We start from the raw sequence: 22,433 nt of genomic DNA, 5'->3' as shown, positions 1-22,433 counted from the left end.
CTGTAATTTTAGACTGTTATCCATTGATATTTTATCACAATGACACGCTTTCCTCATTTTCGGTCCAATAGCATTTTTCTTCTTGATTCATTTGTTAGGCACTTTTCTAGCTGTTCAAGCAACTGTTGTAAAGAATGAAAATAAAAAATAGTGCTACCTGCTATAGCATGCTGTTTTCTTATCTGGCTAAGGGGTATAAGTTTATCGATTGTAATTTGTTTGTATTTTGGCTGAACCAAGGCTAAAAAAAATTATGACAATTTTTTTACAAAAGTCGCTTTAATAAAGCATAAAAACAAAATAAAGATCCTATAATCACGAATGGAAATACAAGACTAATAATTTAGGGCTGCAAAAAATAAAGTAAGAAAAAATCCAAGGTTGGCCTATTGAGAGTTGGTTTTGTTGTTGTGGGTATTCTTGGTGATAACGGTTAATTGCGGTTGAAAAAATATACTTATCAATACGAATATCTTCCGGCGACAGAATTACGTAGCTTTTTACAGCACTAACAATTTCATTAACTTCTTGTTCTAGTGCTTTAGCTTCGTAATGATTATCAATATAAGAAGAGCGATATTGTTTTTTGTTATAGTAAAAGTGAACTCGATATGCGTATTTTTCTTCATATATCGGTTTTGTTTTTGATTTTCTAAGCATAATATGCCTCTTTTTTATTCAAAATGAGGTTTATGCTTTGCAAACTTTGGTGGGAGTTTTGATGTGTTTTTTATGAACTAACCGAAAAAACTAACCGAATTACGAAAATAAGTCCAAAAAAAAAGACAACAAGCTACTCCTTTGCCAGGTGTAACTTGTTGTCTTTTTTAATATAATATCGGTGCCAGGCTCAAAAAGCAAAAGGAGAGGAAGTTTTTAAGTTGTTTTTTATTAGTGTTTTACATTAAAAACAAATGATGCATTCGGTATGTTTTGTCAAACGAACTTATAGAATAATATAGTTAAATAAAGTTATTTTATGAAGGAAAACAACAAATGCGCCCAGCGAGAATATCAATGATCAATGGTTTATTTCACATAACAACAAGGTGCGATAATAAAAACTTCTATTTTAAAGAAGATGAGGATTTCATAGAATATTTAAAGGTAATAGAAAAAGCCCGCGAAAAATACTCTTTTAAGCTACACGCTTACTGCATAACCAGCAACCACACCCATTTGTTAATATCAACTCCAGTAGAAGACAATCTGTCAAAGATAATGCAATATATCAATGGTGAGTATGCAAAGAACTACAACCGTAGACACAAACGCACAGGACATTTTTGGGGCGAGAGGTTCTATTCAACGATCATTGACTCGGAAAGTCAGCTACTTAATACAATATTTTATATTGAACTTAACATGACGAGGAACAACGTTACCAAACATCCAAAAGAGTGGAAATGGAGTAGCTACAGTCGGCACACAACAGGTGAAGGTCTTATCGATGTTGACTATCATGAAATTTATATGAACCTTGGTAAGACTATGAAGCAAAGGCAGAAAAAATATATAACAATGATAGAAGAAAGAATGAGAGAAAGAGGCTTACTCGTCAAACAGCCACAAATTACTTATGGTTTAATTTTTGGTTCTGAATCTTTTATCAAAGAAGTCATCACTAAGTACGCTTCTCATAAATACTATCAGAAACGTAAAAGTTATGCTCTAAATCCAAGCACATCTTACTTAAGAAAATTTAAAACCTAAATTCTGACTCATTCACTTAGCGCTTAAATTTTTATAACAGGGAGGTTACAAAGAAACCTACCCTACAAGGAAAGTCTGTCACCATTTCTCAAGTGAGAAAAACGCTTCACATTTACCTACCTAAATTGCAATTTATTTTGCGCTAATAATTTTTTGCTTCGCATCATTTTTTATTATTACTATAACATTTGTCTTATCTTGAAAGATTATTACGTTTCAAGTTATTATGAGTCTGGCATTAATGCCCGAAATTGCACAGCTGCAAAATCTTCGCGAACTTTACTTGTCTGGTAATCAGATTAGCAGCATACCTTCAGAAATTGCACAATTACAAAATCTCTCTATATTAAACTTGGGTGACAATCAGATTACTCAAGAGCACCAAGAGAAAATCAAATCATGGTTATCTGAAAAATGTTACATATATTTTTGAAATGGTTCTAGGGCTGTTGACATTTCCCTGCAAGGGAAAAATTCGCTTAGCCGTGCGGCGTAAGCCCACGGTGGTAGATATCCCATAATAAAAGACCTAAAGGAGTCAAACAAAGAACTTATTGCACCCCATTCGCGATTGTGTTTTTATTTTTCTCCATTCCGTGGGTGCAACCCCAAGCCTATTAAGTTAAGCTCTAAAATACTCAGAACATTAAACTTATAGTATTTGTCATCCCTGGCTCCGACCAGGAATCCACGCATTGCAGTTGAAATTAATTTATGGACCCCGCATCAAATGCGGGATGACACGGAGCTGTAAGTCTCTTATAATTAATTATTTAGGACTAACCTAATAGGCTTGAAGTTGCACCCACAGCGAATCAAATTAAGCCCTTCGGGCTATTTACAGAGATTGTTTTTACAAAATGTCAGCAGAGCCTAATAAAATACATAAAAAAATGTAAATTATCGATTAACTGCAATTAGTTGTACTCTACGATCGATCAATTTTGTACACTGTAAAGAATCATTTGATTCTTTCTATTACATTCTTGCGTTGCAATACCAACTACCAAATAAGGAAATGCTTGTGGCCGATAAAAACGATCCTACTTCACAACAACATGCTAAAACATTTATGGTTGATCAAAACAATTCTACCTCTCAACAAAATGCCAAAACATTTGCTCATTTTAATATGATAGCTGAACTTGGACGTGGCGGCATGGGTTGTGTTTATAAAGTATTTGATACAAAACTACAGAGAACTGTTGCTTTAAAAATACTACTTTCTCAGAGTCATGCAAACGAAATTCAGACACAACGTTTTTTAATAGAAGCTCGTTCTACGGCTAAATTGATACATCCTAACATTGTGCGCGTTTATGAAATCGGCAGCGAAAAAGGAACAATCTTTTTCACAATGGATTGTATTAATGGCGCTTCGTTAAAACAAAAGATAAAGTCAAAAAAGCTTCCTCTGCGCAAAGGTCTCACTATAATGAAAAAAGTTTGCGAGGCGATGTATTATGCGCACCAAAATGAAATTATCCATCGCGATCTTAAGCCTGCGAACATTATGGTTGATAAAAAAGGAGAACCCTTTGTTATGGATTTTGGGTTAGCTAAGAGCAAAAGCAGTGATAAAAAACTCACCAAAACAGGCACCATAATGGGAACCCTTTTTTATATGGCGCCGGAACAGGCAGAAGGAAAACATCGTGAAGTAGATCAACGCAGTGATATTTATTCGCTAGGAGCTATGATTTACGAAATGATTACTGGAAAAGTTCCTCATCACTCCAATACAACTCTAACTGTATTAAAAAAAATCACTCAAGATCCCGTTCAACCACCTAGCACATTAGTCAAAATCCGTGGCATTAAATCTTTAGATTATATATGTTTAAAAGCACTTGCCAAAAAGAAAGAAAATCGCTACAAAAATGCCAATGAGTTAGCCCAAGATTTAGAAAGTTATATCGAAGGAAAACCAATTGCTGGTGCGATGGGACAGCAACGAACAAAAGTTTATACTATGGCAATTGCTGCTGTGATGGTGATCGTGACACTGACCTCTGCAATGTATTTAATGCGTAATACCGAAAAATCTACTAATAGCAAAGTTAGCAAAAAATTGCATGATGTAAAAGAAAGTCAAGGAACAAGACCTGCTGCACCTACTGTACCTGCTGGTTGGGGCGAAAGCAATTGGAAAGCTTGTTGGAATTCGAACAAAAACTTCCTTGATTTTACTTGTAAAACTTGGAAAAATTTTTCACATGATGAGCAGGTAAAGCATGCTGCAAGTTATCGAGATTGGTATGCGCAATTCAAGAAAATTGATTTGATCAAAAAGTTTGAGGTAAATGGTTGTGAATTTGAAATGGCGTTGATTCCTCCGGGAAAATTTCTAATGGGTTCACTTCAATCGAAAAATAATGCAGAAAAACAGCATGATGTATTGCTAAGCAAAGCATTTTATTTATGCACGACCGAAGTAACAGAAAAACAGTGGTTTAAAGTAACAAGAAAAAAACCATGGAAAGGTGAAAAACGAGAAAATTCTCGCGACGCAGCGAGTTCTATGAGCTGGGATGATGTTAAGCAAATTTTTCTTCCTAAATTGTCAAAATTATCAAAACTACCGGAAAAATTTGTTTTGCCAACAGAAGCTCAGTGGGAGTATGCATGTCGCGCAGGAACTTTGGCAAGATTCTATTGGGGAAATGACCATGATTATGACCAAATAGATAACTATGCTTGGCATGGTGATAATATTTACGAAGTTAAAGAGAAGAAGCCCAATGGTTGGGATTTGCACGACATGAGTGGTAACCTTTATGAATGGTGTGAAGATCGCTGTCAAGCTCGAAAAAAGCGCAAATCAGTAATAAATACAGATACTGATACATATATCAATGGTAGAGTTAACCCTGTGTGCAAAAAAGGGAAGTATCGAATCATTCGCGGAGGTCACTGGAATCGTGAAAATTGTCGTAGTGCTTATCGCCATAGTGAGGGACCCGATTATGGAATGTCTTATGTTGGTTTTCGCTTTGCTAGCCTTATTCGTTAAGAAAAGCAAGAGGAGTGTTGAAGATTGAATATATTGTTTTCATAAAAGCTACATATTTTAGAAATTTACCTAATTCTCTGAAACTACAATTGCAAAGCGGTTCATCCTCGCGAAAACGAGGAACCAGATGAAAGTAAATTGAATTACGAATCTGGATGCTAGGGCCTGTCCTCATTCAATGAAGTAAAACAACACAAGAAGCCAGGTAAATAGCCCCTAAAAAGTTCTGAGCGGTTTTATCATATCGTGTAGCAATAGCATGGTATTGCTTTAATTTTTGGAAAAAGTTTTCTATCAAATGCCAGGCTTTATAGAGATGCTTGTCGTACTCACGAGGCTGTTTAACATTAGATTTAGCAGGAATAACAGGAGTAATTTTTCTCCCATCTAATTTTTGCAGCAAACGTTCTTCGGCATAATATGCCTTGTCTGCAAGCAAAGCATCTGCCTGAATACACGGCAACAACTCATCAGCTCCATCTAAATCATGCATTTGACCAGCTGTCAGATGAAAACCTGTTGGGTTGCCAAGAGCATCATATGTCGCATGGATTTTCGTGCTTAACCCTCCGGCACTTTTTCCAATTGCCTGGCATTCTCCATTTTTTTTCGTGCTCCTGCACTGTGTTGGTGTGCTCTAACTATTGTTGCATCGTCGGATAGGTCGGCGGAGTTGCGGGCTCGAAAAAATAGACAATACTTTGAATGATGACAGGCCCTAACTAAGTGAAAATTCCAGACTCTAGATGAAATAAAGCACGAAATGGTACTTTTGTGAGGTCTCATCAATTTATTCATTAGTGAAGGTGGAGTAACAAAAGATGTAAACATTGAGAAATGTCAATTGGGGAAGTAAAAAAATGGAGCGAAATGCAATACTAAGACAATGGAACCATATAGAAGAACGAATAAACGATCAAGTTTTTCGCCGCCGTTGGCCAGTTCATTACCAAACAACTAGTACAATAATAAAGATGCTTCGTGAAAATGAAAAGCTACCAATGCCAATAATCTCAAACTATTCAATTACACATCCTATTGAGGAGTCTGTTTTTGTTTGGATACCAGACCAGGCTGAGTTATCTTTTATTTGAGTCTGTCACGAATGCCAGTGAAAAAATGCTACGAACGATATTTTGTTTTATATAAAGATGCCAAATGGAAAGAAGTTATACTAAAGTAAGTGACTTGACAAAAGTAGTTACCCATTGAATGAAGGTCTTTATTTTTATAGCGAGGCGCGACGATGGAGCACAGCTGTAGCTGCGTAACTGAGGAGCAACAAAGCTAGAAAATTAAAGAACAAAATGCCAATGGGTAAATACTTTTGGCAGGTCACTTAGTTTAGGTATTGTGTAATCAGAACGCTACTAAAATATAATTCATATATTCGTTGCTATTCAAAACAGTTAAGAATTTTGTAACTATTTAATCCTAACTTAGTTGTGGAGTCTAAAGTTGAAAGTAAAGTTAAAGACATTAACTACGATAGATAACAATACTTCATATCATAGCTGTGCTTTTTTTCTAAAAGAAGATGAACAATACAAGGTAGAAAACTGCACTTTTGATAATTGCAGTTTTCGTACAGATATTACCTGCCGGCGTATTGAAAATTGTAGTTTTCTCAATTGTAATTTTTCAAGCAAGTTTTGTTTAGATTTGAGTGGACAAAGTATACAAATGTTAACAGAAGATATATGCCAACTTTCGTCTTTAACACATTTGGATTTATCGAATACAGGTATAGAAGAGTTGCCAGAGGAGATAGGTCAACTTTCTTCTTTGACTCATCTAAATTTATCTGATGTAGAGATGTTTTATTTACCAGAGGAGATAGGTCAACTTTCGTCTTTAACACATTTGGATTTATCTATAAGACACCAGTTCTTTAACTTACCGAAAGAAATAGGGCAACTCTCATCTTTAACGCATTTAAATTTATCTGATGTATGCATTGAAGAGCTTCCACAGGAGATCGGTCAGCTTTCTTCTCTAAAAGAACTCAATTTACATTACACGCTGATAGCGAAATTACCAAAAGAGATAGGTCAACTTTCTTGCCTAACAAAATTAAACTTATCTTCCATAGAAACAATGGCAGAATTGCCAAAAGAGATAGGGGAACTTTCCTCTTTGGCTCATCTAAATTTATCTGGTCTAAGTATAATAGAATTACCAAAGGAAATAGGGCGACTTTCATCCTTGACTCATTTAGATTTATCTTATGTAAATATAAAAAAAATACCGAAAGAGATAGGACAACTCTCTTCTTTAACTCATTTAAACCTACACAGTACATTTATAGTAAGATTGCCAAAAGAGATAGGTCAACTTTCTTGCCTAACAAAATTAAACTTATCTTCCATAGAAACAATGGCAGAATTGCCAAAAGAGATAGGTCAATTATCTTCTTTAGTAGATTTTGATTTAAGCCATACACAAATAGCGGAGCTACCAAGGGAGATAGGTCAGCTTTCTTCCTTAAGACGTCTTACGTTATCTTATGCAGGAATAGTAGAATTACCAAAAGAGATAGGTCAGCTGTCTTCTCTTGAAAAACTTAGGTTGCATAATGTTGTATTGACAGAGTTACCAAAAGAGATAGGTAAACTCTCCTCTTTAACATATTTGGATTTAAGTTATGGAGGAATAACAAAGTTACCAAAAGAGATAGGGCAGTTACGTTCTTTAGTATATCTTTATTTGGACGAAACAGAAATAACAGAATTGCCAAAAGAGATAGGTCAGCTGCATTCTTTAAGACGCTTAAAATTGGGGAGAAAAATATCGAAATTACCAAAAGAAATAAGTCGACTTTCCTCTCTAGAAGGACTCAATTTAAGCAGCACTGCCATAGCAGAGTTACCAAAAGAAATAGGCTTGTTTTCTTCTTTTGTATATCTTGATTTAAGTAGAACAGGCATAATCGAACTTCCAGAAGGATTTACGCAGCTTTCTTCTTTGAAGAATTTAAATTTAAGTCATACAGGAATAACAGAATTACCAGAGGGGATAAGTCAACTTTCTTCTTTGAAGAATTTGAATTTAAGTCATACAGGAATAACAGAATTACCAAAGGGGATAAGTCAACTTTCTTCTTTGGCGAATTTAGATTTAAGTCATACAGAAATAACTGAATTGCCAAACGAAATACGCCAACTTTCTTCTTTGACGAATTTAAATCTAAGTCATATAAAAATAACAGAATTGCCAAACGAAATATGCCAACTTCTTTCCTTGGCTAATCTAAGATTGAATCATACAAGAATAGTAGAATTACCAAAAGATCTAGCGAAGCTTTCTTCTTTGATTAGTTTGAGTTTACACTATACAGGAATAACAGAGCTTCCAGAAGATATGATAAAATTTACTTCTTTGAAAAAACTCTGCTTAGACGAAAAGCAAGCAGTGCTAAGAAAATTTTCGCAGTTTCCTGTTCAAATGGTTATCTTTAAAGATGCGAATGGACATCAATTTGAAATAGTTGATCGCAGTAAAAAGTAGCGCTTTGTATCTTGGAATTTATTTGCTTAGTAGGAGGCTTTGAAGTGAAACAGAGATTGCGAGATTATCCAAAGAGATCAGACAATTATCTCTATTACCTTACTTTGTATGATACAAGTCTGCGTCTGTCACTTAGATAATATGCCATTTTGGTTTCGCCTAATAATACGAATTCTCTATTATATTGTTCAAACGTCAAGCAAAAGTTATTTAAAACTAACAAGCCTTACTCAACTCAACTTAAACGGAACAGGAATAAGTGATAATGGATTAGAATACATAAAGTTACTAACAAACCTTACTCGACTTGATTTGAGTGGTACAAAAATAAGCGATGGTAGGTTAAAAGAATTGGCAGACAAGTTAAAAATTTGTAGGATTTATCACTGACTGCTTCTGAAATTAAAATAACAAAACGGAAGTATGGAATTAGTTCGCGAATTGGAAGAAATGCTTTAAGAATGGGGAGTTTAAGTCGATCACGCCACTATTTACAGAACCGGACGAAATACTGTTAAGTATAATGCCAGTGTTTACCACTGGCATTACAATATCATTTTATATCTACTATCTTTATTTACTTTGTTTTTGTAACAGTTCAATGATCTCTTGTTTTTTCGCCTCTTTTGCAAAATCAAGAGCCGTTTTTCCATGTTGATTTTTGGTTTCTATGTTGGCCCCAGATTCGATGAGTGCCTTCACAAAAGGAACATCGTCTTTGGCGGCGACCATCAATGCCGTATTTCCTTCTTCCGTAGTTCCGATTAGATTAGGCCATCCTTCTATTGTTTGTAAAAATGTAACATCCACATAGCATAATCTCTTCGCTACATAAAAGCGCAAATCCCAACTTTGTGCTTTTCGCAAAATTACAGGGCATAAAATTTTGATAAGAGCTACCTTTTTAGATTGTGAAATTTTATTGTGTATATACGTTAAAACAATATCATCGTCTTTGTCCGTATGTAAAACATCGCTTCCCGAAACAATTAAGGCTTTAACAAATTCAATTTCCCCCTCGTACACAGCCCACATTAGCGCATTCGCTTTTGTGTTTTTATGCAATCCTATTAAACTTTCCCAGTTTTCGATTTTGTCTAAAGCCGTTTTGTCTATAAAAAAAATTGCTTTCGCAGCAAAATATCTTACGCGATACAATGAAGATTTACGTAAAATTTTTATCAATTCATCAGTCAAATTTACATTTTTAACTTCAAGGTTTCGCAGCATGTAAATCACGAAATTGAGGATGTAAAAATTATTTTGTTCGCGCAAGTTTATCAATAAAAATGGTACTTGTTCTTCCGACATGATTGTTAAAAGACATTTCTCTGCGTGTTTATAAACCTCTGCTGCATTACTATCGACAAAAACTTTGAATATATGAGGAAATAATTCTTGTGCTAAACTCTTGTCTATGTTTGGATTACTCAATAAACTAAGAGCATAAAGAACACAGCTTTTTGGTTTACCAAACATATGAATTATATTTTTACGGTGTTCAACTGTCACACCAATTGCATTCAGGCTTTTTACAATATCTGTATGGTAAGGTATGTTTTGCGAAGCAATGCTTTCAAGAATATGAGGTATAAATTTTTGGGCTTTTTTGCCTAGAGTACCTAATAATTCAATAGTAAGTTGTGAAGCATATTTGTTACGAAGTTTATCCTTATAACTCCCTCCTTTTTGGCAAGTTTTCAATACCTGAACTAAATCATCAATATGACTTTCATCTACGCCGATTTTTCGGATGAGAGCTCCCACTTTCCTAATATCTTGTTTTACACTCGAATACAAATAGTATCTTGTCATCATTTTATTTAAAATGTGCGGTATTGTCTTTTTTGCATCTGCTCCTAGTTTAACGATCAATTCACATGCAAAGTCATAGTGATTAGAGTTGATCCATTCAGTTAAAACGGGAAGATGACTTGCGTCTACGCCAATCTTCTCAATTGCGATTTTAACTTCGTCTAAGACTATAATATCGCGCGCGGCTCTCTTTAAAATGGGTGAAACTGCTTTTTTCGCTGGTGGCCCCACTTCTCCTAATAGTTCTACGATAAAAAGATAATGGTAGTCATTTTCAATTTTTTCTAGCTTGCGAAAAGAACTCATTAAATCGGGAAGATAGCTTTTGTCTATACCTATTTTTAAGATAAGGTTTTTTACTTTTTTGCTGTCTCTGTTTTTGTGAGAAATTGTTTCGATCAAGTAAGGTACCGTATCTCCTGCAGAAGTATTTAAACGTTCAATTATTTTCATGAATGTTTTTACATTGTATTTCTGCGGAGATTGATCAAGTATTTTAACGATATTCACTATATGCGTTTTATTGACCCCGATGTTCAGGATCGTTTCTTCAATTGTCGAATGAAGCGATGAATTATCTAACGACATTTTTGCGATTAGACTTGGAATTGCAGACTGAGCAGGAGAACCTATTTCCTTTAATAATTTGACAATAAGTCGCGTGCCTTGTTCGCTATTTTGTGTAGGTAGTATCTTGACAAGCTGTGCGACGTGACTCTTATTTAAACCTATCTTTTCGATCGTTTTTTCTATAAATGAATTTAGATAGAGGTCATCACCTATTTGTTCAAGTAAATGCGGAATGGCGACTTTCGCGGCAGGCCCTACTCTTGCCAACAATTTCATAGTAAATCGCTTACCATTCTCGCTACTTCGTGTAGCTAATATTTTGATAAGTTGTGCGACGTGACTTTTATCTAAACCTACTTTTTCAACTGTCTTTTTTACAAATGAATTTAGATAGAGGTCATCACCTATTCGTTCAAGTAAATGAGGAATGGCAGGTTTCGCAGCAGGGCCTATTTCTGCCAATAATTCAGCAGTGACTTCTAAACTGTATTTACTTTTTTGTTTCGTAAGTACTTCGACGAGTTGTGCAACATGGCTTTCGTCCAACCCGATTGCTTGGATTGTTTTCTGAATCGACGAATTCAGAGATGAATCGTCACCTATTCGTTCAATTAAATGAGGAATGGCAGGTTTCGCAGCAGGACCTATTTCAGCCAATAATTCAGCAGTGACTTCTAAACTGTATTTACTTTTTTGTTTCGTAAGTACTTTGACGAGTTGCATAACATGGCTTTCGTCTAACCCGATTGCTTGGATTGTTTTCCGAATCGACGAATTCAGAGATGAATCGTCACCTATTCGTTCAATTAAATAAGAAATGGCAGGTTTCGCAGCAGGACCTATTTCGGCCAATAGTTCAGCAGTGAGTTCTAAACCGTATTTACTTTTTTGTTTCGTAAGTACTTCTACGAGTTGTGCAACATGGCTTTCGTCTAACCCGATTGCTTGAATTGTTTTCTGAATCGACAAATTTAGAAATGAATCGTCACCTATTCGTTCAATTAAATGAGGAATAGTAGGTTTCGCAGCAGGACCTATTTCGGCCAATAATTCCATTGTTAATTTGACACTACTTTTATCAGATTGCGCCTTTAATATTTGCATAAGTTGCACAACATGGCTTTGATTTAAACCTATTTTTTCAATAGCCTCTTTTATTGAGAAGTTTAAAGATAATTCATCACCCATTTTCGCTACTAAATGAGGAACGGCAATCTTTGCAGCAGGGCCTATACTTTTTAGTAAGTCCACAATAAGTAGAGTACTATTTTTGTTAGACCGCGTATTTAGTACTTCAATTAGTTGCTTAACATGGCTTTGATCTAAACCTATTTTCTTGATAATTTCTTCAATAGATAAATTTATAGATTGATCATCACCAATTTTATTTATCAATTTTGTTATGATAATTTTCGATTTAATATTTCTTGTCTTTAATAAATTAACGGCCAAATAGAACACATAATTTTGTTCGGGGAAGTTTAGCAGTTCTATTATATCTTCGGTATTCACATAGATATTTTTGAAAGCTTCGCGTATAGCCGCCCTTACAAAATGGCTAGTTGCTCTTTTGGCTAAATGAGGAACGATAACTTGCGCGTCTGGTCCTATTTTTCCTGCTAATTCAGCAATAAACCTTATTGCATAAATTTCGTCATCTTTTAGAGACTTTAACGCCTCAATTAAATCGGAGACACTGATTTCTTTTACACCAATACTATCAAATGCATTATTTAAGGATGAAAGTAGTATAAACTCATTGTTTATTCTTTTGATCAAGTGTGGAATAGCTTGTTTCGCTTTTATTTTTCCCAACAATTCAGCGACAAACTTAATACCATTTGTCTCATCCTTTCTCAACGAATTGAGCACCACGATCAAATTATCACCATGTTTTTCATCTAAGCCTATTTTTTTTAACGCTTGTTCTACACTAAAGTTAACAAACCAGTTGTTTGATATCTTACTAATTAAATGTGGAACAGTTTCTTTGGTACCTACTTTTTCTAACAAACCAACAACAAGAGCAATCCCACCTGGTTCATTTCTTTTTAACTCACCAAGGCACTTTGTTAAATCATTCACTATATTTTTAGTTACGCCTATTTTTTCTATAGCCTTATGAATGGATTTGCGTAAATCAGACACTTCATTTTTAGAAAAAGATTGGTTGTTTTTTTTTAGATAAGCTGTGATTAAATGTAAAATAGAATTTTGGGTTCCTATTGAATGTAGCGTTTGAATAATCTGTTTTCTCACACGAAAATTGGGATCGTGTAATAGTTCGTGTAATTTATTTCGCACATGTTGTTCAATGTTTTTTACCTTTGCTAACTTAACAATGGCAGAAATACGTACATCTGGATCGTTGTCTGAAAGTTGTTTTAATGATTGATTTGTATCAGACCAAACTAAAGTCACTGTAACAAACAACAATACGAAAGCTTTTTTTGTATTCAACATGATTTCCTCCAGGGCTTGAACATGCATTATGTTTTCAAAATAGAAACATAACATTCTCATTCTGTTTTTGCAAGTTTTTTTAGGAAAATTTGTAAAGGTTTGATTAATTGCACTGAAGAAACTGGCAAGAGCACTATTCTGATGCTTGCATTATTTTATTTAAAGTGAACTTATAAAACTTAAATTTCTATACGATCTAGTTTGTGATAAAAAAAATCATACTTTTCCTATAAATGGAACTTTTTATCGTTGGATCAATAAAATAAAAAAAGAAATTGGACCGCAGGTTGCTTGTGAGATAAAAATACCCAAGAAGGTAAAGAGCAAATATCAAAATTATAAATCTTGCGAATATCAAACACTGTGAAAAGATAAGTTAGTTAGTTCTAAACATTTGAAAATGAGTTGAGTAAAGAGAATAAGGATAATGAAGTTTATAATGCTCTTGTTTGCAACTACAGCAGCGGTCTTATTGAAGGATATATTAATAAGCTAAAAAACCATAAAGAGACAAATGTATGGATGTGCTAAACTCTATTTATTAAAAAAGCGTATGTTCTTGTCCGTAGAATATAATATTCAAATATACATTTTCACTTGGCTTTGGTTAGAGCTTTCGACGTAACAAACTATCAATATCACGTTCTTCATCGGGGATAACCTGCTCAACATCGACATTTGCAAAAGAGTTTAGTATCTCTTCTGTATCAATTTTCCTCAATAGCTCATTGTATGGCAATGAACGCAACTGTTGCATTTGCATTTCAATATGGCTTAGAATCCATGACTGAGTTAAGGAAAATTCAGGTGAAGTCTTCGTTTTATTGCTAAAACGCAAAGTTGCTAGCAATACCAACCAGCATGTTATTTTTCCACGCATACTACTGGCAAAATTTTCGTCACTCTTTAGTGAAGAGCTTTGTAAAATGGAATCTAATTCTTCCAAATAGATTTTGAGATCGGTTGCTGCGAGATGTGTGAATACTTTTGTACGTCGACTACGTAATTTCATAAGTTGCCCACAATAGTAAAGTAGAGTTTCGGAAGGCCCCTCAAAAATGCGTAGCGCGCGAGCGTCGACGAAGAAATAGGCAAGTAAATTGTTTTCGCTATAACCCCTTCCTCCTAAAAGTTGTAGAGCATCGTCTACTACTTCTGATAAAAACTCAGTTCCCATAATTTTGGCAACCATGTGAATTTCAGGGATGATGATGTTCTGTTCTAGCAATTGACAAGTTGTGTAAACCAAACTTTCTACAGCGGAAATTTTAGCAATAGACGCATTGATTTTCATTTTTGTTGTGGTATTTTCAATAAGAAGCCCAGTATTTATCTTGCGTCGTGATGCGTAGCGCGTAGCGTACAACAAACAGCGTTTCATTGCCCCTAAACTCATTGCTGCGACACCTAGTCGTGTAAACTGCATGATATCATTGGCTATTATATAGCCTTCTTCTACATTACCAACAATATCAGAACTTGGTACAATGACATTGCGAAATGACATATGGTTTTGCACAGCACCACGCATTCCAATAGATAATTGCTCTTCGCCGATATTAAAACCTGGAGTTCCCGAACGAACAACACATGCAGTCATACTATTGGGAATTTGTTGTTCTTGCTTTGCAATTACACATGTTACACCAGACCAACTTCCCATACCAATCCACATCTTTTGTGCATTTAACATATATTTATTTTCAGCCGTTTTTTTTATTGTGCTTGTAATTCCTTGAATATGTGAACCTGCTTGTGGTTCAGTCATTGCAAAAGAAGTCAACATTTGCCCTCTAGCCAAAATAGGTAAAAATTCATCGCGAAGTTCTTGTGAACCGAAGTTTGCAATAGGGCGTATTCCCATATTGTTTTGCCCTACCATTGACGCTATAGTAAGGTCAATACCTCCTAGTTGTTCAATTACTTTACAGGCCTCTCTATGACAAAGCCCCAATCCACCATATTGCTTTTCTATTTGAATTGCAAAAATTCGTTGCCGACCAAATTCTAATATCACATGTGGCTGCACACATCTACGATCATTTTGTAAGCGAAAATTGATTCTCGTTTGCGCAAACATTTTTAACCACGATATAACTTTCTCAACGTTTTCTGACATAAAATTATTCCTCTGTCATCATATTTTGTGAAATATCTTGTACTAGCTCATGTACCGTTTTATCGCTAAAAAAAAGCTCTATTGGAACTTCAATATTGTATTTTTCTTCAATGTAACTGATTAAAGACACACCTGTTAGAGAACTTAATCCTAAGTTTTTTACAGGTGTCTCAAAGTCAATAGCTTTGATATCTACCGCAAGTAAATTCGCTAACTGTAACCGAAGATCTTTTTCTATGTTTCCTTGATGTGCAGTTGAGGTAGAATTCTCAAAATTACGTATGCTTTGGGCAATGATTGTGAGTGTACCATCGAGATAGGCTTTACGACACATGTGGTGTTGTATTTTGCCACTTGTCGTTTTTGGCATTTGGCCAGGTTTTATGAATACGATATTGTATATATCTAACTGAAATGAACTAGATATCGCAGCGCGAATATCTGCTGCGACTTCCTCTTTACCAATTCTACGATCGTTAAACTCAAAGACAAGTATAATCTTTGGTTGCTGATTGTCATCAATAGTAAATGCCGCTCCAGTGTTAGCCCTAAGTGTCTCATGGCTTTGCTGGGCAACATTTTCCAAATCATGTGGGTAGTAATTCTTACCACGGACGACAATAATATTTTTTCTACGCCCTGACACAAAAAGTTCGCCATTTTTGATAAATCCCATGTCACCAGTACACATTACTGGCATCGCAATTCCAGGAATACGTTGCGCAAAGACGCGCGCTGTTTCCAAAGAGTTATCCCAGTATTCTTGTGCAACACTTGGACTTGCGACGTAAATTTCGCCTTCCTCGTTTTCCGAACAAATTTCTTGAGTGTTGGGATTTACAATATAAAGCTGCGTATCATCAGAACTCTGCCCGCAGCTAACAAAGTCAGTACTTTTTTCGTAGCAAATTGTTGGTTGTTGTTCGCGAATACCACCGCAAACCATTAAAGTCGCTTCAGCTAAACCATAACAAGGATAAAAAGATTCACGATTAAAACCGCAAGAAGCAAATTTTTGTACAAAACGTTCTAATGTATTTTTTTGGACAAATTCAGCACCATTGTATGCTACTTTCCAACATGACAAATCAAGATTTTGGCAATATTCATCTTTAATGTTGTCGATACACAATTCATACGCAAAGTTAGGTCCACCGCTTATTTCTATTTTGTATTTAGAAATAGCCTGGAGCCAGCGCAAAGGCTTGCGTAAAAAATCAAGAGGGGACATGCATACAGTTGTCGTATAACTAACTAGAGGAACAAGAATACTGCCTATTAGTCCCATATCGTGATAAGGAGGTAGCCAAGTGAAAGCAGCCGAATTCAAAGTTACACCAAATTGTTTTTGGATAAAGCGAATATTATGTAATAGATTTTCATGACGTAGAACAACACCTCGCGGCGCAAGTGTACTACCTGAAGTGTATTGGATCATAGCAACATCACTACTGGCTATTATTGGAAGAACTCCACTGGCAATATTCTCAGGTAGATCATCTGTATAAAGCCACGAAGATGTATCTATGCCACTAATTTTTTGCACTTTCATTAATTGCTGAGTCTTTGTGTTGCTCAAAATAACAACAGCATTGGAATTACGATAAATTGCCTTGAATCTTTCTACAGTACTTTTAGTGGCCGGATAGCAAGGGATTGCAACAACATTTGCATATATACACCCTACGAAGGCTTTAATAAAATCAAGACCTGGCGGATAAACGAGTAAAACATTTTTTTTAGTGAGGTTGCAATTCATTAATTCTTGTGCGATGCGACGTGCACACTTGTCTAATTCGCGAAAACTCAAGTGCGACTCGCGATTTTCGCCATCTTCAAGAAACACAAAAGCATGTTTATCAGGATATTCAAGTGCACCATGTTGTATTAAATCTCGTAATGTTTGCCGCTCTTTTATTGTAGAGCAAATCGTTTGCGGTAAGAATGTTTTATAGTAGCGCCTTGCTATCTGTGTCGTTTTTATACCTAACGAATTAAGCTCTGATTGCATTTTACTATTGGTAGCTGTTACCTGCACAACGCTGACCGTTTGTAAACTTTTATAGCGAAGAACCATGTCTTTTATTTCGCGAAAAAGAATAGCATTCGTTCCTTTTCGGTGGAATTTAGGAACAATACCAAAACCATTGATAATTAAGCCATGAGGTTTTTGTAATGCTTCGCTGAATATTTCGTGATTGTAATTGCCTTGGCATTGACGCAAAGCATCGGAAAAATCAGGAAAACCGAGTATTGCACTGATCATAGTGTCTTTATAAAAAATGGTCTTGATAAATTGAGGTATTAATCCTTTTTTTATACGTTGTGTCGTAGAAAAATATACTTGTTGTGCATCAGCATGCCCTAAATTTTCGTTTTGAGCAAGCGATTGTTGCAAAGTATTTAAAATTTGCTCTACAGGAATGCTATTTACATCATCATAACTTTGCATGCGAAGCTGTTGATCATTTTCTATTTTGTCTGCTAATTCTTCCAACCACTTTGGCAACTCGAACGATCGACGTTCGATACGATGAGAAGTAAAATCTAGTTCTTTTGCGAAGCCGTTTTTTTCCAATAAATGGGCATAGTAAGAGTGGTGATACGGAGCCATATCCATTATTTGTGAATGTTCAAACCCTTGAATTAAAATACCGTCCCCTTCAAAAAAATCAAGGCGTTGTGGACCAGAAATTTGCTTAACTTCATTGCGTTGTGCCCACTTCTCTGCCTCAAAAAAAAGTAATTTGGCTGTTTCACCGTAATTTTCGCATTCAAATAAAGAAAACTGTCCATATGTTTGCTGTGGTTTTTTTATCAACATAATTCTACCCACATCTCGTTCTTCGCGCGAAGCAATAAAAAAATCCACAATACACGATTGATGAATAGGGTGAAGTTTGCGGTTCAAATATAAACGAATATCATTGCGCAGAGGGGGTACCCAATTTATATTATCCTTGTATAACTGATAAGGAATTTCAACAAAACGCTCTGCTTCTTCTTCTATATTTGTATCTACTTGAGTAATTTTTATCATGATAAGTAAACCCTTAACTATGAGATAAAATGATTCTTTAATTCATTGATATACTGCAAATGTTCGAGGACAACAGAGGTTTGTATTCCGAAATCAATCAGACACGCTATTTCATCAACACCTGCTTGGAAAAAATCATTGGCGAGAGATACACAGTGGTCAACTGTACCTAACATCGCAGCAGTACGAAAGTAACGCTCAAAGGCAAATTGCAACATTTTTTCTTGATTTTTTTGATTGACATCATGTAAAACTTCTGACTCTTTAGACCATAAGTCTGCTGAACTTTTAAGATAATCACAAAAAGGTTGGCGAACAATTTCACGTAGCTTGTTTTCGTTTTTTCCTACAAAGCAATGTAACATAAGAGTTACATGACCGTTTTTGTGGCCATTTTCGCGTAGAGCTTGACGATAGCGCACTATTTTGCTATGTAGTTGTTGTGGGTTTTGAAATAACAGAGCCGTCAAAATATTGTAACCGTATTTTCCGGCGTCTATAAACCGTTGCACAGAACTACTACAGGTTAGCCAGATATTTAATTTTTTTTGCTGTGGTTTTGGGTAAATATTGACCGGAATAAAATTCCCTGTGGCATCTTCAAAAAGTACCGACTCTCCAGCCCAAAGTTTCTTGATATTCTCGATTCTTTCCAAAGCAAGCTCATGGCGCTTGGCATAATTTTGTGGTGCAAAAATAAAGTCATTTTTACTCCATCCTGCCGCAATAGATAAATCTACACGTCCTTGCGAAAGATTATCAACTACTGACCATTCTTCAGCAACACGTACAGGGTGGTGTAGTGGTAATACGACACTTCCTGCGCGCAAACGAATTTTTTGCGTTGTTGTCGCAAGAGTTGCCGCAAGAATAGCAGGGCTAGGATACAGACCACCGAAAGGATGGAAATGTCGTTCTGGCATCCACACGGCGCAAAAATTATTGTTATCTGCAAATTGAGCACTTTTTTGAAAAAGCTCGTACTTATTGCGCTGACTGCTAGAGTCGCTGCTCGAAAAGTATAGTATACTAAACTGTTGCTTGGAATTATTTGTCACTGGTCATCACTTTCATTACAAATAGATAAGGTTCCCCTATCTTATACTAAGCACATTATGTGCCAATCACAATAACAACTTTTACAAGTTTGAGTTCCTCTATTTCTTATACGCTTTCCTAGTTTTTTCTGGTTTTAACAAGCTTCGTTATTGATCACTTATTCTTGATAAAAATTATCAAATTTGATAATTTTTATACACATAAAACAATTTTTTACCAAACCGTTTTGTTGTTGATTTGTAAAAAAGAAGTGAGATTTTTTGTACCTCTCATAAATGATACCTGTAGTATTTATGTTTTGGTATATAAGTTGCTTTAAGTTAACGATGAACTCAATAAATAGTGTAACTCAAAACAAAAAGTGAACCGCATCCATCTTCTATGTTGTTTACGCAGTAAATATTATAAGGTGAGAAACGATGACAAAACGAAAACTAATAACACTCATCATTGTTTTTTTTAGCATGGTATTTCTAATGCTTTACGCAATGCATAGCTTTAACACAACATTGCATGAAGTTGATAGTCAAATTAGCAGCGCACAGTTGCAAACTCTTAGCTGGCAGGAAGCACGAGAAAAAGAGCAAGGTTTTTTTGCCGATTATGTCAAATGGTTTGTTCCTATATTTGTATCCCTTATCCTAATAGAAGTAATTGCAGCTAAAATAATGAAGCGTAACTTATATCGTTTAAACGACTCTATTTGCGATTTAAGCTGCGGAATAGCGGAGCAATTGAGTACCATTACTGTAAAAGCGGTGTTATTTGGTTCTTATACTTTAGTATACGAAATATGCAAAGCAAAAGGGGTTTTACTGTTTTATCTTCCCCACAATGTATTTACATGGATTATCGCATTTATATTAATAGATTTTACTTACTATTGGGTACATCGCTTTAGCCACACAACTGCAATTGGGTGGGCTGGTCATTGCGTTCATCATCAAAGCGAAGAATTTAATTTTGCTGTTGCTATTCGCCATGGAATTTTGCAGTCACTTTTTAATTTCTGGTTTTATCTTCCTTTAGCAATAATAGGCTTTCATCCTCTTATATACGCATCCACAAAATCACTAAATACAATATATCAATTTTGGATTCACACAAAGTTGGTAAACAAAATGGGGCCCATAGAAAAAATTTTAAATACTCCTTCGCACCATCGTGTACATCACGGTAAAAATGAACAGTATATTGATAAAAATTACGCTGGAGTATTTATTGTGTGGGATCGTCTATTTGGTAGTTTTGCTCCAGAAAAAGAAGAAGTCGTTTATGGAACAACAACACCAATTAATACATGGAATCCCTTTACGGTAAACTTCCAGTTTTTAGGACATTTACTACAATTAAGTTATAAAGCTCCTTTTATGATCGATAAATTTAAATTATGGGTAATGCCTCCTGGTTGGATGCCACGACAAACGAATATCGAAAAACAAAAAAACTACGGATTTAAATATAAATATAATCCTGCTATCAATCGAAAAGCTGCTATGTACGCATCAGTACAGTTTGTGATTACAGCAATATGCGCTATTCTCCTATTTGTTCACTACAAATACTTGGGAACAGAGAAGTTTTTCATTGCAGGCTTTGTAATTTTTTCGCTTATATCCGTCGCTGCTATTTTTGATAAAAAACCATGGGCTTTTCGGACGGAATGTATACGCTGGTGTTTTGCGGTGGGATTGTTCTTTGTTTGGATGTGTATATGAAGAACAATGAATATTATTTAAATACGTAATGTCAAAGACTTATATTTCAGACACAAGCTAGACTATTGAAATAAGCCTAAGCAAATAAATTAACGATTACAACACTTTGTCATTCCGCACTTGCTGCGAAATTCAAGCGTCTAGATTCTTGTTGCATAGCCGTGTACTTCTTCTGAAATCACAATAAAAACAAGTTTTTCAAAACTTAGCCCTAACACTTATGATGACAGATTAAGTTGATGTTTTTTCATTGATCTTGTATGCAAAGATTTTTTTCATGCGTAGAAAATGAATTTCAATCAAATACCATGTAAAAATAGCTATTAGCAATGACACTGATGAGCATATGGTAAATTGTAGTATAACAGCAAATAGTGGTGGAATACCAAGAGCTAACAAATTGCTAAAACCCAATGGTGACTTTATAATAGCAAAAACGATGAAAACATGGCAGATGTATATGGAGTAAGAATATTTTCCGAGCATTTTGAAGAATGGCAATGTGCAAACTTTATGCAGTCGTGTTTTCTTTTCTTTTAACACAATAATCAATATAACAGAGAATATTACTCCCACAATAAAATGCCGAAATGTGGAGTGCAAAATTCTTTCACCTACGGAAAAATCAGCCACCATTGGTCTCGAAAAATCAAAAAGATAGTTACTGTAAAGAAGTAGTAAAGCCACAGAAAAAAACGAAGCAATTTTTAAAAGACTTTTATTATCCCACTCTATTCTTAATAGAGCAACTAAACTTCCCATCATTATGGTATCAGATCTTGCATAAACTACAGTATAAGCATAGCTAAAATCACCGAATATACAAAGACAAAATCGCGAAACAATAGATACCACAATAATAAAAAAACATGTCCATATTAGTTGACGCTTTGAGAGAAAATATACGCAAAAAGGCCAAATACAATAAAACTGCTCTTCTACCGCAAGAGACCAAAAATGAGACAAAACACTTGGTTCTCGAAGAAAATTAGAAACATAGAACAGATAATAAAATTGATGAGGAGCTCCTGTTAATTCTGCTTTGATGCCACCTTTTATTAGTAAAGGAGCAATGAAAAGGAAGTGTACACATAAAAATAAATAATACAACGGAAATATCCGTAGAAACCGTCTTCCATAAAACGCCTTAAAATAGTTTGTTCCTTCTTTATTATTTAGCAGTATTTTCGTAATCAAAAAACCAGATATAACAAAGAATAAATCAACACTACACCAAAATAAACTAATAATTTTTAAAACAAAATTTGATAATACACTGAGATTTGCACCATGTTGTGGATAAATTAAGAAATAGGTAATTATTGAGTGATAAGCAATAACAGGTAAAACCGGTATTCCTCGTAATCCATCAAGTTCTTCAATATAATTGTTGTTATCATGTGCCAAAGTTCTCTC

13 protein-coding genes and 1 pseudogene are annotated in these 22,433 nt (G+C 35.0%); 7 read left to right on the top strand and 7 right to left on the bottom strand.

The genetic code is table 11. The annotated features are described in order from the left end of the window. Nucleotides 1-315 precede the first annotated feature (315 nt). Nucleotides 316-660, bottom strand: coding sequence for a hypothetical protein (locus UABHE_RS20635; RefSeq protein WP_372365160.1), 345 nt, complete (start codon nucleotides 658-660; stop codon nucleotides 316-318). Nucleotides 661-996: 336 nt separating this feature from the next. Between UABHE_RS20635 and UABHE_RS20630 the strand changes: the two genes are divergently transcribed. From UABHE_RS20630 to UABHE_RS20620, 3 genes are all read left to right on the top strand, one after another. Next, complete coding sequence (locus tag UABHE_RS20630; RefSeq protein WP_372365159.1) at nucleotides 997-1,713, top strand: transposase; 717 nt, start codon at nucleotides 997-999, stop codon at nucleotides 1,711-1,713. Between the two features lie 241 nt (nucleotides 1,714-1,954). Then, on the top strand, nucleotides 1,955-2,146 hold the full coding sequence (locus UABHE_RS20625; protein ID WP_372365158.1) for a leucine-rich repeat domain-containing protein: 192 nt from the start codon (nucleotides 1,955-1,957) through the stop codon (nucleotides 2,144-2,146). Between the two features lie 591 nt (nucleotides 2,147-2,737). After that, the gene (locus UABHE_RS20620; protein ID WP_372365157.1) at nucleotides 2,738-4,726 is read left to right on the top strand and encodes a bifunctional serine/threonine-protein kinase/formylglycine-generating enzyme family protein; all 1,989 of its coding nucleotides are present in this window, start codon (nucleotides 2,738-2,740) and stop codon (nucleotides 4,724-4,726) included. A 175-nt stretch (nucleotides 4,727-4,901) separates the two neighbouring features. Here UABHE_RS20620 and UABHE_RS20615 read toward each other — a convergent pair. Next, nucleotides 4,902-5,380, bottom strand: a pseudogene (locus UABHE_RS20615) (IS5 family transposase); the annotation flags it as partial. Between the two features lie 206 nt (nucleotides 5,381-5,586). On the opposite strand from UABHE_RS20615, the gene UABHE_RS20610 reads away from it, so the two are divergent. The 3 genes from UABHE_RS20610 to UABHE_RS20600 all read left to right on the top strand — a co-directional run bounded on the left by UABHE_RS20610 (nucleotide 5,587) and on the right by UABHE_RS20600 (nucleotide 8,623). Then, nucleotides 5,587-5,820: a hypothetical protein gene (locus UABHE_RS20610; RefSeq protein WP_372365155.1), complete on the top strand. Its 234-nt coding sequence runs from the start codon at nucleotides 5,587-5,589 to the stop codon at nucleotides 5,818-5,820. A 364-nt stretch (nucleotides 5,821-6,184) separates the two neighbouring features. Beyond that, the gene (locus tag UABHE_RS20605; RefSeq protein WP_372365154.1) at nucleotides 6,185-8,233 is read left to right on the top strand and encodes a hypothetical protein; all 2,049 of its coding nucleotides are present in this window, start codon (nucleotides 6,185-6,187) and stop codon (nucleotides 8,231-8,233) included. Nucleotides 8,234-8,341: 108 nt separating this feature from the next. Next, on the top strand, nucleotides 8,342-8,623 hold the full coding sequence (locus UABHE_RS20600; protein ID WP_372365153.1) for a hypothetical protein: 282 nt from the start codon (nucleotides 8,342-8,344) through the stop codon (nucleotides 8,621-8,623). 183 nt (nucleotides 8,624-8,806) lie between these two features. Here UABHE_RS20600 and UABHE_RS20595 read toward each other — a convergent pair whose 3' ends face one another. From UABHE_RS20595 to UABHE_RS20580, 4 genes are all read right to left on the bottom strand, one after another. Next, on the bottom strand, nucleotides 8,807-13,081 hold the full coding sequence (locus UABHE_RS20595) for a HEAT repeat domain-containing protein (protein WP_372365152.1): 4,275 nt from the start codon (nucleotides 13,079-13,081) through the stop codon (nucleotides 8,807-8,809). 607 nt (nucleotides 13,082-13,688) lie between these two features. Further along, complete coding sequence (locus tag UABHE_RS20590) at nucleotides 13,689-15,200, bottom strand: acyl-CoA dehydrogenase family protein (protein WP_372365151.1); 1,512 nt, start codon at nucleotides 15,198-15,200, stop codon at nucleotides 13,689-13,691. A gap of 4 nt (nucleotides 15,201-15,204) precedes the next feature. Next, nucleotides 15,205-18,240, bottom strand: coding sequence for an AMP-binding protein (locus tag UABHE_RS20585; protein ID WP_372365150.1), 3,036 nt, complete (start codon nucleotides 18,238-18,240; stop codon nucleotides 15,205-15,207). 17 nt (nucleotides 18,241-18,257) lie between these two features. Beyond that, nucleotides 18,258-19,298 carry a MupA/Atu3671 family FMN-dependent luciferase-like monooxygenase gene (locus tag UABHE_RS20580; RefSeq protein ID WP_372365149.1) on the bottom strand — a complete coding sequence of 347 codons (1,041 nt, stop codon included), beginning with the start codon at nucleotides 19,296-19,298 and terminating at the stop codon, nucleotides 18,258-18,260. Between the two features lie 420 nt (nucleotides 19,299-19,718). On the opposite strand from UABHE_RS20580, the gene UABHE_RS20575 reads away from it, so the two are divergent. Next, nucleotides 19,719-21,017, top strand: coding sequence for a sterol desaturase family protein (locus tag UABHE_RS20575; RefSeq protein WP_372365148.1), 1,299 nt, complete (start codon nucleotides 19,719-19,721; stop codon nucleotides 21,015-21,017). Nucleotides 21,018-21,248: 231 nt separating this feature from the next. Here UABHE_RS20575 and UABHE_RS20570 read toward each other — a convergent pair whose 3' ends face one another. Beyond that, a complete protein-coding gene (locus UABHE_RS20570) occupies nucleotides 21,249-22,424 on the bottom strand; it encodes an acyltransferase family protein (protein ID WP_372365147.1) in 1,176 nt (391 codons plus the stop codon). Between the last annotated feature and the right edge of the window lie 9 nt (nucleotides 22,425-22,433).

The organism is Candidatus Uabimicrobium helgolandensis (assembly GCF_041508025.1).
Taxonomy (GTDB): domain Bacteria; phylum Planctomycetota; class Uabimicrobiia; order Uabimicrobiales; family Uabimicrobiaceae; genus Uabimicrobium; species Uabimicrobium helgolandensis.
The sequence above is the reverse complement of the archived record's forward strand: the minus strand, read 5'-3'. Positions and strand labels throughout refer to the sequence as shown.